The organism is Wolbachia endosymbiont of Cantharis cryptica (genome assembly GCF_964277405.1).
In the GTDB taxonomy this organism is placed as follows: Bacteria; Pseudomonadota; Alphaproteobacteria; order Rickettsiales; family Anaplasmataceae; genus Wolbachia.
On record NZ_OZ195521.1, the window covers coordinates 670,221 to 682,910 of the forward strand.

Consider the following 12,690-nt stretch of genomic DNA (forward strand, 5'->3'; position numbering starts at 1 on the left):
TCAATTATTCAGGACCTTCGCTTCCGTATTATCCAGCGAATCACCATAAGTGACTGCTTTAAGGTAAAACTTTCTCCCCTTTTGCACTTCAAAAGATATTATTGAATCATCAAGCAGAGTAAATTTCTCACCTGCAGTGTGCTCATATTCCTTAGTACTCTCTTGCCCTCTAATTAGATCGCTCAGTTTATATTTATTTTTATCTATAAGTTCAGCACTCTGAAATTTTACCACCTCTTTTCCGACTAGTGCTAAATTTGAATTTGCAATTGCGCTCATGCTTGACAGCTTACCAAAACGTAATGCTATTATAAGCTCCTCGTTGGTAGATTCCATTACATATCCGTAAGTAGACTGCTTATTTGTGCTTGCGATAGGCTTATAATCCTTATCGTTGCCCGAAATGAAGAGTGTTGCTCCTTTCCAATTCTTTTCCTCACCAGTTAAAGTGAAGCTTGCAATATTACCTTTAATATACGGTAAATCAATCATTTTTGTGATAGTTTTGCTGATGTGAGAAGGAGGGTATTCCTTCAGCATAAGTGACTTTGTTGAAGGAAAAGAAAGCTTATATATAGAGTGATCATAACCAACGCCAATTACTTGAATGGACATGCTTTCAAACTTTGTCTTTATAATCCTTACCGTATGTTTTTTCTCACCATCTGAAATCGTTATTACATCACTTGGCGAAAGCCACGCATATTTTATTGGCAGCTTAAAATTGTATATATTTCTCTCTTGCCACGAAGAATAAAGTAAAACTTCAGCTATATTTTGCGCTTCTCCTTCCTCCATAATGAGCGGTATTTCAACCGTTGCAGCATTCCCTTGCTTTGGCAGCTCAGCATACTTGACATCAATTGGATAGCCAAAGTTACGGTTAAAATAAGCAACGTTGATCTTATTGTACAAATCGAGCTGGCTGACGCTCACAAGCTGTATCGGCTTTGAACTGTTATTATTGAAAACCATTTCATCAATAGGTATTACAGTCGTAACTCCCCTACCCTTTTGGACGAACTTCAGCTTAGAATCCTGTTCAACCACATCAAAAAAATAGCAACTTTGCAACATTTTAACAATTGAACGTACTGATTGCTGATCGTTTATCACATACCCAGACAATAATCCTTTAACGTCGCTTGTATCGAACTGATCGCTTTTTAAACCTGTCTTTTGCAATAGATCAGATAAAACATCGGAAATATTAAGCTGTGAAAGCTTTCCCTGAATCCAATGTCCTGTCTGCCAGTTATGGCAATCAGACCAAACATCACATAAATTAGGAAAATAAGGAAATGGCCTTGCATCCCATGCCCAGAGAAACATTTTCTCCACCATTTCGGAGCTTTGCCACTTTTTTAGCGTTCCTTCAATCGCAGTTTTCTGCGAAAGAAAGCTCACCTCTCCATTTGAATATCGCGGATATTTACTTTCTATGCTGTTTTTATCAACAAACACATTTGGTTCATTAGTACAGCCGTTCATACTGGGAAATCCATATTCAGTAAACCATATTTTCTTCATCTTTGGTTGCCATTTTGTTTTGCTACCGCCGGGGTTTATGTGAGCTTCACTCCACCATTTTTCTATATTTTTCCACGCATACCTGCTGTCGTTATACTTTACTTTTTCAGGTTCATTCTTTGAGTAATCATAGAAATAATCATACCCTACTCCACTACTCCAACCACCCATTACATCTTCCGCAGAATAGCCAAAGGGAGGTTCTGGGCCATCAGTGAGTGGGAAATAAGCATCTATACCAACAACGTCGATGTATTCTGAAGACCAAAGTTCATCCATATTGTACCAACCACTATGTGAATGGTATTCACTCCAATCAGCAGCGTAAGTTACCGTTACTTCTTTTCCAAGATTAAGTTTTACTTGTTTTGCAAGCTTAACTAGCTCTGCCACTGCAGGATAATTGCCTTTTTCATCTCTGATTTTGGTAAGTTCAACAAATTCAGAACCAATGATAAACCCTTCCACCTTAGTCTGTTTGGCAATACTCGCATAATGTTCTATGAATTTGTTATACTGATTCTTAAAAAAATCACTTATATCTTCAGGAGCCCCGCTCAATCTTCCTCGCCATTCTTTATTTTCTGTGTCAAGCAAGGGCATCGGGTAAAGCATTACCTTATAGCCTCTGCTATGCAGCTCTTCTATATATCTTATTAGCGCTGCATCACTAACTGTACCACCATATCTTGGGTTTCCATTATCATCTTTTGAAATTAGCTGAGCATTATTTCTGGTTACATCCCCTACTTGCCAATCATCAGGTAAGACTGCGGAATCATCTTTAAATTCAACCGCAGGATATATTTTACAATCTTTAATGTTAAAATTGTTCACAAACCAATTAACTACTACCGATACCCACTCAACATTTGGCAAACCTTCTTTTAATTGATCCAAAGAAAGCATTGCATCGCTCTTTTTAGTGTGATTATTATGATTTACCCTTTGTGCCAGTCCATATGGGATATATTGATTACTGCTTATTTTCTCTTGTGCGATTTTCTTTTGTATTTTTGTATCATATACAAACTCTCCTGAGCCTGGTATTATATTGATATTCTTAATATTTTCTACTACTGAAAATCCATTTGACTTTAATGCAGTCTGCACTTCAAATGTGAATACCGGAACGCGGTTATTGTAATCTGCTAAAGGAAAATTCTTGACGACTATATAAGATATTCCCCTATATGCTGGCACACCTTCGATTGATGACATGAATGGATCGGGATCTTGGTCTTCTGTACCGCGATAAAAAGTATAATCTATTTCATCAAAGCTAAGTGATGTTGTATCTGCCCAGATTCTGTTTAATTTTTCTACTTTTCCCTTGCAGATAGCAATTGCAAGCGTTGCATAGTAATTATACTCAACGTTCATACCTCTTCCAATTTTACTTTTGGTGGTTATCTCTTCTTCTTTGATTGGCTGTGACCAAATAATATTCCCCGCAACCCGAGCAGTACCATAGATAATTGGAATTGTTCTACCGTAGGTTGAAGTTTGAACTTGCAGATTTTTTAGCCTCGCCCCATGCGTTACTTTTTGTTCGGCATCAAGGCTAAACATGGCACTATCGAGCTGTGCACCAAGAAGAGCTCCAAGCTCCGAACCGATAATCCGGCCAACTGGACCAAAAACGCTGCCGGCTTGACCCAAAATTGATGATAAAACTATTGTAGACATAATATCCTCCTTTATTAGTGTTATCCCAGTAACCATAGGGTGTCATCCCAGTGCTCCTATGATGTCATCCAAGTAGCCCTTCGTTGTCATCCCAGTGCGTGACACTGGGATCTAGTAATTTCGATCGTAAGTAAACACGCTGAGTTATGAAAACTTTTCATTCCAGTGCACCCTTTCTTGTTATTCAATAGGATCTATTTTTAAAAATAGATCCCAGTGTCAAGCACTTGGATGACAGAAAGGGCGCACTGAGATGACAGATAATATGACGAGAAATTCAATTGCTTATAACTGATAATTAAAGTATTTAATTAAGAAAAATACATGATGTAGCTATAGTTATGATAAGTAACAACGAAAAAGTACGGAAGTAAAAATTTGGCTTAACTGGATGGTATACCTTATGTATAATATAATGAATTGGGTTGTGAGTAAGCTATGAGACTTAGTAAAATATTAACATTACCTTTCATCGTATTATCTGCTTATACCTTACATGGTAGATATAATAATAAACCATCAACTACACTTACAGAGCCTAGATTTGCTAAATTTTTTAGAACCGAAAAATCTGATCCTCCTCATTTACCACCATTACCAGAATTAAATCGTTTTGACAGGGGTATATTAAAAGTATGCGGTGATTGGGGTAGTCCGCCAACAAGAAAGGCCTTTAAGAAATTTTTAAATAGGCATCCAGAAGTTTTAGAGAAGATTTATAATGAACTTAATAGACAGATTATTACACGTAATGCAGATTTAGAAACCTTTAAAGAAGAATTCATTGATATATGGTTTAGAAATCGTGGTTTCGTTCATATCTTTTGTGGTGAACCTGATGGTCATTTACAATGGACTGGGCTTGGAGGTATGCACTTTATTGGAAGATACGTAGAAGCTCAAGAAAAAGGGTGGGCGGGAGCTATATGGGACGATAAAATATGCGATAAAAATGAAATAAGACATCCGGTTTATACTATTGGAATACTTTACAAAAACACAGAAGGGGAAATTAAAAAAAAATGTCCTGGTGGCTTTGATTATTCGGACGCTGAAACGATCTTTATTGAAGCAACAAAAGCATTTAAAGACTTTCAAGGAGTTGAATTAAACAAAGAAGTTGAATTAAAAAAAGCAGGTACATGTATTCATGATTCAACAAATGGATATCCATTTGTTCTACAGATGGATGAATACAGTATTTTATCGTTTTTTTCTAGCCTATCAGGAAAAGGAAATAAGTGTCATCTAAGTAGCTTTTTAAGACAAGTAGAAGCAAAAGTAAAAGAAAACAAAAGTACAAGGCAAGTATAGTCATTAGCAACTTTTTTTTATAGTTACTTTAAAATTTTTCTTCAGAGATTTATAGTAAATAATTGAAGTATTTAATTAAGAAAAATACATGAGCAAGTTATGTAGCTATGAATAGATTTTTTTGTTATTCCAAATGTCTCTCTCTTGTCATCCAAGTAGCTGATACTGGTTCACTCTATAATGCCAGCGCCCCTTTCTTGTCATCCCAGCATCATTTCCCTGTCATTCCAGTGCTTGACACTGGAATCCAGGAATTTTAATTGTAAGCAAGCACACTGAGTTGATAAGTATAAAAGTGGCTGAAAAATAAACATTTTTGATGAGATCACATAGAAAGCTGGATCCCAGTGTCAGCTACTTGGATGACAGAAAGGGCGCACTGGGATGACAGATAATATGACGAGAAATTCAATTGCTTATAAGTGATAATTAAAGTATTTTATTAAGAAAAGCACATGGCGAACCATATGGTTACAAATTTATTATAATCAGTGAAAAAAAGTGCGGAAGCAAAAAATTCATGTTGATTTTACTATATTTGGTATTAGTATAATTAGCATAATTATGAGTATGGTAAAGCCAATGAAAATTAATTTGTCTAAAAAAAATAGCGAAAGAGTCTTATCCGGTACAAAATGGATTGCCAACACTGGTCAAAACTATCTTGTGTAGTTGAGTGATAGTGGCACTAAACCAACTAGTTCATGGAAAAAATTAATCAATGCTTTTTTACTTATTCCAATCATCGTACCCACTGCTGCAACAGTAGCATCAATTGTGTGTGCATACTTGTATCTTGAAGAAAGCATCTAATGTTTTAAGCTTAAGCGTTAGATGGAGAAGGGAGGAACTCTGAGTGCGTACTTAGATATAAAATCTGTAAAAAAGATAAGAGCTCCCTTCTCAAAAGTATAGGCTGAACGGTATCGTAGAAAGACCTAAATGGTTCTAATTCTGTATTCACAAGACTAGCCTTACTTTTCACTTTAAATGGTAATGTATGGAGTTATATATGATCAACAACTTTTTAGGCATAGACGTATCGAAAGATCGCTTTGATGTCTTTCTCTCATTTATAAGTAAAAAAGGGAAACGTGAAACTAGAAAAAGGAGTTTTAAAAATGATGATCATGGATTTCAAGGTCTGCTGAGTTTTCTACAAAAGCATAACGTAGAAGAAGTAAAGGCATGTATGGAATCCACTGGTTGCTACAGTGAAGCTTTAGCTGAATTTATACACAATGCTGGACATTTTGTTAGTGTAGTAAATCCTTATTGCATAAAATCTTATGCAAGGAGTAAACTTGTACGACAAAAGAATGATCAAACTGATGCAGAAATTATTGCTGATTATTGCCAAAGGCAGGAACCAACTCGCTGGGCACCACCTTCTCCTGAAAAGAAAAAATTAAAACATCTTTATCGTTGCTCGGCTGCGTTAAAAGATGAATTGACATCAGTAAATAACCACTTAGAAAAAAAAGAGAGACTGCCCAAAGAAGTCGCAACTGCTTGGGAAAACCTTGCAATAAATATAACACAAAAAATAGAAACAATAAAAAGCTCCATACGTGAACTATTAAAGCAACACAAAGAGTTGTTAAAAAATTTTCAACTTTTATTAACTATTCCAGGAATAGGAGAGGAATCAGCAATAGCTATTTTAGCTGAACTTCCTTACATAAAGGATTTTAGAGATGCCAGGCAATTGGCAGCATATGCAGGAGTTATACCACGAAATATGACGTCAGGTTCATCTGTATATGCCAAACCCAGATTAAGTAAATCAGGTTCACAAACATTACGTAAGGCACTTTTCTTTCCTGCTATAGTAGCTAAGAATCACAATCCTATCATTATTAGTTTCTGCCAGAGATTAAAGGAAAAGGGTAAACATAATATGGCTATCGTTGGTGCTGCAATGCGTAAGTTGCTCCATATCGTTTTTGGTATTCTTAAATCCAGAAGTGCTTTTAATCCTGACCATATTAAAAACTACAGGACTAAGAAATTGAGCGAAGGTTTAATGGTTTAAAGTCAAAAAATGCTACCATCCGATCTTAGAACCTGTTTAAAATCTTCGCAATAAGAGAGAAACGAAGGAAAGAACGACCATTTGTAGGCTAGTATTGAGTTTTCGCTCACAGTTTTTCCACAATCGCCTGCATTTTTCCAACCAAGCAAAAGACCGCTCAACAACCCATCTTTTTGGCAATACAGCAAAGGTATGTAATTCGCTTCGTTTTATTACCTCAACAGCTGCACCAATAGTTACTTTTATTTGTGTTGCAAAATTTTCTCCTGTATAGCCAGCATCAACGAGTATATTTTTGACTTCAGAGAGGTTTTCTTTAGCATTTCCCACCATTTTTACAGCACTGCTACGATCAGTTGCTTCTGCCGTTGTTATATGAATTGCATGTGGCAAGCCCTGTGTATCAACTGCGATATGACGCTTTATACCTGAAATCTTTTTACCTGCATCATAACCCTTTCTTTCAGCAGTATCTGCGTTTTTAACGCTTTGAGCATCAATTATGCAGAAACTGGTTTTCTCTTTCCGACCATTGTTGATACGGACCTCTCCAACTAATTTTTTTTAAGACTAATTCCAACAAACTTGGTTCTTCTCCATCCTTTTTATTCCACATTTGAAAATAATAATATATGCTCTCCCACCTTGGAAAATCTTTTGGCAACATCCTCCACTGGCAACCACTTTTTAGGACGTATAATACTGTACAAAATACATCATATAAATCAAGTTTTCTTGGTTTTGTTTTCCTCCTGCTACTCTCCAGAATTGGTTTGATTTTTTCAAATTGCTCTCGACTTATATCACTTGGATAACTTTTTCGCATAGATATACCTCATTCTTAATCTACCCCTATTTTACCTTATCCTTTCGAGATTTTAAACAGGTTCTTATATAAAATAGTATTTTATATAAATTTATTTAATATAGTTGGTTAGTGTATATGTTGATAAGTAAATTAGTTATAGCCCTTCTTATAATAGTCCGAACGGGGGTGAAAACGTCTTTATAGCTATTATAAGCCAGGAGGACAGCAGTGTATTATTATGATCTGTTCGGATTATTGTAGAAAGAGCTATATTTATATATACAAGCAGAAACTTACTTATCAACATATACTTTAACTATACCGCTACAAAGTTGGAAGTACTTTTTGATTTTACAATACAGCTTTTGAGATTCAGTTTTTATAATTTTCTTGTTGACTGGCGAGACGGTATCTTTTTTTTGGATGCTGTTAGTGCTCAAAAAAACGACTCTAGATTGTCTAAAGTGGCAAAGTTTATAGCTAGAATCTTCATCTATATTATTGCCGCCATAATTTTAATTCCGTGCATTATATCAAATATAGCAACTTCACTAATACCTGGTCTTATTTTTTATTACATCAATAAAGATTTCTTTGATCAGAAAGACACAAGTATAGAAGTAAATGAAGTTAAAGTGGAGAATGAACAAGAGTACAAAAAACGTATCAAAGGAGAAGTTGATAAATTAGAGCAACAGGATGAGGGCCAACCAGATATAGAAGTAATATCCAGAGTAATGAAAGATAAACAAGCTATAGATCGAACTGTTGTAGCAAGGATTGCAAATGATGATGTCAAAGACGGTAAAGGAATAATACGAACAACTACAGATGATCGCAATGTAACTATGAAGGGAATCTTTGCTGGAAATCTTCTTAATAAAACAGAGGGCTTTGCTGCTGGTTTTGGCTTTCAATGTACACTTCTTGAAGAGGAAAAAGGTGTAGATCTCCAACTTGGCTTTTACGCACGCACTGAACCTGATAAAAAACAAGCAATTGAAAGCTTGGAACAAAGTGAATCAGTACGAACTTTGCTCTCTGGCGACGGTGGAATATTGTCTATAGAGCAACACAGTAGCACACGACAGCTCTAATTCTAGGGTAGCCTTGGTGAGGTTTTATGAACTATACACTCCCAGTTAAGAAGATACTTTCAGCATATCTCCACCTACTTGCACTTCTTTCGGTTCGTCCATTTTAGTGCTAGGCTTTGATATTGAACTTCTTGCATAACCATTGCTTACATCAGTAGCCCATTCCTCTTTGTCATTCTAGCGCGTACTGTACAAACATTAAAATATAAAATAATTTGTACCAAGAAGAAAGATGTCATGCAAGACTGGTTCACTTTATGACGGCAGTGCTTGGCACATATAGCTAACCCAAGAAAGGTTTCCCTACGTCATACCGCGATTCATTCGCGGTATCTCAGCATAGATTCCGCTAACGAGTAGCGGTATGACGAATTTGTTGTTTTTCAAATTGTAGGTAAACCTAAGCCACTTTAGCTATAGCTGTACGAACATTCATTTTTGAGGGTGAACTGCACAGCAAATGGTGTAATTCCAGTAGCCCTTCGTTGTCATCTCAGTGCTCCTTCCTTTTGTCATCCCATTCTGGAATCCAGAAAACTTAACTTTAAATAAGTGGCTGCATCTAGATTCCAGCGTCACGCGCTGAAACCCCTACGTCATACCACCGCGGCGCTAACACGTAGCGGAATGACGGTTGTAGTTTAGCTATAAAATTTAAGAAAATATTTAAGAAATTTACCAAATAAAAAAAAGGCAAAAGAAGCCCTAGTCACTGTCTATTTTCAGTATTGGCGTTTTTAAGCCTTAAACGCTGCAATTTAGCTGCTTTTAAGTGCAACTAACCTTAGCTAAAATGTTTAAGAAACTTACTGGGCAGAAAAAAAAGGCAAAGAAAACCTGTGGTAGCTAGTTATTACACTCTCTATTTTAAAATTTGACGTTGGGTGATGTCTTGAACGCTTTATAAGCGCGTTTCAGCTTGAAAACCTAGAAATTTTATAAAGACATACGGTGCACATAGTGCAAAAAATTAAACAATAGTACGCCAAATACAAGTTTTCTTGTCATTTTAATCCGCTGCAGAGATTGCGAAGTTAAATAAAATAGCTTCAGTACTATGATAAGAGGACTGGCGGAATTTGTCAAGTCGTTTCTCAACGCGCTGCCAAAAGTTTGTTATGCAAGAAGTCTATTGCTTACAACTGTATAGATGTTTAAAGTTTTAGGGCAATTTGCATAGCAGACGATGTAGCATTTATCACTTTTGCGCATATAATTTACATGCTATAACTTGAGCTTTGGTAGGTATAGTGCAAAGAAGTAAAATTAAAGTAGAAATAAAAAAATTATCACACGGAGAAGACCTGCCTCTTCCATACTATGCAACTATGCAGAGTGCTGGTATGGATCTTTATGCTGCACTGGATAGCTCTGTGATTTTAAATCCATCTGAAAGATTACTTATTCCAACTGGAATTGTAATTGCAATACCAGATGGTTTTGAAGGACAAGTTCGCCCGCGTTCTGGCCTTGCTGCAAAACATGGGATCACTGTCTTAAATTCTCCGGGCACTATAGACTCTGATTATCGAGGCGAGGTCAAAGTTTGCCTAATTAATCTAGGTAATCAACCATACGAAATAAAAAGGGGAGATAGAATTGCACAAATCCTTATTGCTCCTGTACCTCAGGTAATTTGGGATGATACAGAAGAATTCTGTACAGAAGAAACTGACCGAAATGCAGGGGGATTCGGCTCAAGTGGCAGGTAGTGTATGCAAACGCTGTCTGTCAGTTAGTTTTTACATTAAAAGTTTCTTGACTGCAGTGATTTTTTACATATAATTTTAAGTATATTAATAATTTATTAAACGAGGTCGTTTATGTTAACTTTGACAAACTATCATGGTAAACTCCACAAAATGAACACTGCACTTGTTGTACTTACTACTCTGTATGCTATAGGCGCAGCAGTAGCACTTTCATCACCTTATTGGGTGTCTTCAACTTCAATTTCTAGCTCCACTTGCAGCTTTTGCAGCTACACCACTTGGAATGGGTATATTAGCAGCCGTTGCTGTTGCACTAATTGGTTTAGCAATTTATGCTATCAACAAAAACAATGAAATATCTGAGCTGAAAGCTCCGAAGATTGTTATTAAGGATAGTAAAGCAATGTTACAAGTAACAGAAAAAGAGCGTGAGTATATAGAAGCAAACAACCAAAATAAGGATAAAGAAGGTAATGCTGTGGTAGGTGAATATCGTATAGATTTCACTAACTCAGAAGGCAAAAAGTACTATGTTATCGTTACAAGTGAGAAGAGTACAAAGCAAGGCGATGTTGTGTTCTTATCTATAAAGTCACAAGAAATGAAAGGTGACGATGGTAAATATGTTGCAATAAATGAAAGTGATCTATTGAAAGCGTTAGGTTTAGGCACCGAAGAAACTGATGGTAAGGTGTTTAACACTTATTTAGAAAAAGTTGTTGTTCAACAAGTTACTAAAGGAAAAGGAGAAGGAAAAGACTAGACAGCTAAGTATAAAAGAGGTAGACCAAGTCTGCCTCTTCTGTTCTTCTAGAAAATCCCTGAATTGTATCCCAAAAAGTTCAATAACTTAGAGAGGTTATTTTTGCAAGCCAAATTGTCTTATTTCATCTACTTTCTTTGCAGGCGGGAGCGTTGTCCTAAACGCTTTGCACAGTTGCACATGTAGTATGGTACGGGTGGCAAAACACTCACTAAACAATTCAATAGGTGATTCCCGTCATACGAATGCAAAGTCCACCGCGGTTTGCTACAGCCCAAACTCTTCATTGATTTTATCAACTATTTCTTGTGGAGGATCTTCTCCCCATCCTGAATATAAAATCTCTCCATAATCTGCAACATCCATAGAGCCAGTTCTGCTTTTTGCAAGAAACATTTCTCTTTTTTTGCTATCAACCAATACATAGTGCCACGCTGATTTTCCACGATCTTTACCACGCACTAAATATATGAGATCTGATCTACTTTTCCTTGTCCTCTTAGCAAAAGATCCTTCTCCATCATCAGTTTCTTCCTCTATCTTTGTGCGTTTTACACTTGCACTTTCAGAAAAAGCCTCTTGAGGGGCAGGCCTTTTACCTGCCAACTCAGAAATTTTGCCTTTTTCTCCCAATACACGCTCCTTGGTATTTCCAGATGAATATCTGCTGGCGAATCCTCCTCCTGAATTGCTGCCGGAATTTTCATCACTAGAAGTCTTTTTTGCAAAACGCTTAGTAAACGAATTATTGTTGTTATCTTCTGCCATAAAAATCTCCTAATTTTAGATTGTAGAACCTAAATTTTTACTACACCCTATCATATATTAATTAATTTAATATAAATGAGGAACAATATAGTAATTATTACAGGAATTACAGCTTCAGGTAAATCAGAATTATGCGATAACCTGATAAAAAGATATAATAATATTAGCATAATAAATTGTGATTCAAAGCAGGTATATGAAGAAATTCCCATAATTACTGCTCAACCGCCAAAGCAAGAAGAATTTTATAAATTATATGGTTATGTTTCAGCAAAAGAGAATTATTCTGTGGGTCTGTGGTTAGAGGATTTGAAGAAGGAAGTCAATAACGCGCTAGAAAATTCACAAATACCTGTCATCACTGGAGGAAGTGGGCTTTATACCAGCAGTTTAGTCAAAGGCCTATCATCAATACCAAAAATAAGCCAGGAAGTAAGAAAAAATGTAAGTGAATTAAGGGAAAATTTAAGTAAAGAAGAGTTCTACAAGTTAGTGCTCAGTAAAGACCCGCAAATTCAAGACAAAGTATTTATGAACGACTCGCACCGCCTTTCAAGGGCACTTGAAGTTATCACTGAAACTGGCAAATCAATCTTTGTATGGCAAAAAAATAGACAGCCTCCTTTATTCAATAATTTTAAGATATATACAATTCTGCCTGAACGTGAAGATGTATACCAAAAAATAAATTTTCGTTTTACTACAATGATTGAAAATGGAGCGATTGATGAAGTAAAAAAGCTACTTAGTATGAACCTAGCTCCACATTTGCCAGCTATGAAGGCACATGGAGTGCCGGAAATTATGAAGTACTTGAAAGGTGAGATCACTTTAGATGAAGCAATACAAATCGCTCAAGCTAACACAAGGCACTATGCGAAACGCCAGTATACCTGGTTTAAAAATCAATTTCCGAGTTCTGAAGTAATTGATTGTGCAAACAAACCAATAGAGTTCGAGATATTTTAATCGTT

10 protein-coding genes are annotated in these 12,690 nt (G+C 36.1%); 6 read left to right on the forward strand and 4 right to left on the reverse strand.

What is annotated here, in order from left to right:
- Complete coding sequence (locus ACICP6_RS03280) at positions 1 to 3,219, reverse strand: glycoside hydrolase TIM-barrel-like domain-containing protein (protein WP_395463601.1); 3,219 nt, start codon at positions 3,217 to 3,219, stop codon at positions 1 to 3.
- A gap of 438 nt (positions 3,220 to 3,657) precedes the next feature.
- On the opposite strand from ACICP6_RS03280, the gene ACICP6_RS03285 reads away from it, so the two are divergent.
- On the forward strand, positions 3,658 to 4,533 hold the full coding sequence (locus ACICP6_RS03285; protein ID WP_395463602.1) for an EndoU domain-containing protein: 876 nt from the start codon (positions 3,658 to 3,660) through the stop codon (positions 4,531 to 4,533).
- A gap of 659 nt (positions 4,534 to 5,192) precedes the next feature.
- On the opposite strand, the gene ACICP6_RS03290 is transcribed toward ACICP6_RS03285, so the two are convergent.
- Positions 5,193 to 5,342 (reverse strand): hypothetical protein, encoded by a 150-nt coding sequence (locus ACICP6_RS03290; protein WP_395463603.1) that lies wholly within the window; start codon positions 5,340 to 5,342, stop codon positions 5,193 to 5,195.
- Positions 5,343 to 5,545: 203 nt separating this feature from the next.
- On the opposite strand from ACICP6_RS03290, the gene ACICP6_RS03295 reads away from it, so the two are divergent.
- Positions 5,546 to 6,568: an IS110 family transposase gene (locus tag ACICP6_RS03295; protein WP_353285218.1), complete on the forward strand. Its 1,023-nt coding sequence runs from the start codon at positions 5,546 to 5,548 to the stop codon at positions 6,566 to 6,568.
- A 36-nt stretch (positions 6,569 to 6,604) separates the two neighbouring features.
- Here the strand turns inward: ACICP6_RS03295 and ACICP6_RS03300 are convergent.
- A protein-coding gene (locus ACICP6_RS03300; RefSeq protein ID WP_395462624.1) for an IS5 family transposase occupies positions 6,605 to 7,394 on the reverse strand; the annotation gives its coding sequence in 2 pieces (ribosomal slippage) (positions 6,605 to 7,132 and positions 7,134 to 7,394; 789 coding nt in all).
- A 347-nt stretch (positions 7,395 to 7,741) separates the two neighbouring features.
- Here ACICP6_RS03300 and ACICP6_RS03305 point away from each other — a divergent pair.
- From ACICP6_RS03305 to ACICP6_RS03315, 3 genes are all read left to right on the forward strand, one after another.
- Positions 7,742 to 8,473 (forward strand): hypothetical protein, encoded by a 732-nt coding sequence (locus ACICP6_RS03305; RefSeq protein WP_395463604.1) that lies wholly within the window; start codon positions 7,742 to 7,744, stop codon positions 8,471 to 8,473.
- Between the two features lie 1,250 nt (positions 8,474 to 9,723).
- Positions 9,724 to 10,185 (forward strand): dUTP diphosphatase, encoded by a 462-nt coding sequence (dut, locus tag ACICP6_RS03310; protein ID WP_395463605.1) that lies wholly within the window; start codon positions 9,724 to 9,726, stop codon positions 10,183 to 10,185.
- A gap of 283 nt (positions 10,186 to 10,468) precedes the next feature.
- On the forward strand, positions 10,469 to 10,948 hold the full coding sequence (locus ACICP6_RS03315; RefSeq protein ID WP_395463606.1) for a hypothetical protein: 480 nt from the start codon (positions 10,469 to 10,471) through the stop codon (positions 10,946 to 10,948).
- A gap of 267 nt (positions 10,949 to 11,215) precedes the next feature.
- Here ACICP6_RS03315 and ACICP6_RS03320 read toward each other — a convergent pair whose 3' ends face one another.
- The gene (locus ACICP6_RS03320; RefSeq protein WP_395463607.1) at positions 11,216 to 11,716 is read right to left on the reverse strand and encodes a hypothetical protein; all 501 of its coding nucleotides are present in this window, start codon (positions 11,714 to 11,716) and stop codon (positions 11,216 to 11,218) included.
- Positions 11,717 to 11,791: 75 nt separating this feature from the next.
- Between ACICP6_RS03320 and miaA the strand changes: the two genes are divergently transcribed.
- Entirely contained in the window at positions 11,792 to 12,685 is an 894-nt protein-coding gene (gene miaA / locus ACICP6_RS03325; protein ID WP_395463608.1) for a tRNA (adenosine(37)-N6)-dimethylallyltransferase MiaA, read from the forward strand.
- The last annotated feature ends 5 nt before the right edge of the window (positions 12,686 to 12,690 follow it).

Bases quoted from the DNA above. Each gene is read 5' to 3' on its own strand.
- ACICP6_RS03280 (WP_395463601.1), bottom strand. From the start codon at position 3,219: ATGTCTACAATAGTTTTATCATCAATTTTGGGTCAAGCCGGCAGCGTT.
- ACICP6_RS03285 (WP_395463602.1), top strand. From the start codon at position 3,658: ATGAGACTTAGTAAAATATTAACATTACCTTTCATCGTATTATCTGCT.
- ACICP6_RS03290 (WP_395463603.1), bottom strand. From the start codon at position 5,342: ATGCTTTCTTCAAGATACAAGTATGCACACACAATTGATGCTACTGTT.
- ACICP6_RS03295 (WP_353285218.1), top strand. From the start codon at position 5,546: ATGATCAACAACTTTTTAGGCATAGACGTATCGAAAGATCGCTTTGAT.
- ACICP6_RS03315 (WP_395463606.1), top strand. From the start codon at position 10,469: ATGGGTATATTAGCAGCCGTTGCTGTTGCACTAATTGGTTTAGCAATT.
- ACICP6_RS03320 (WP_395463607.1), bottom strand. From the start codon at position 11,716: ATGGCAGAAGATAACAACAATAATTCGTTTACTAAGCGTTTTGCAAAA.
- miaA (WP_395463608.1), top strand. From the start codon at position 11,792: ATGAGGAACAATATAGTAATTATTACAGGAATTACAGCTTCAGGTAAA.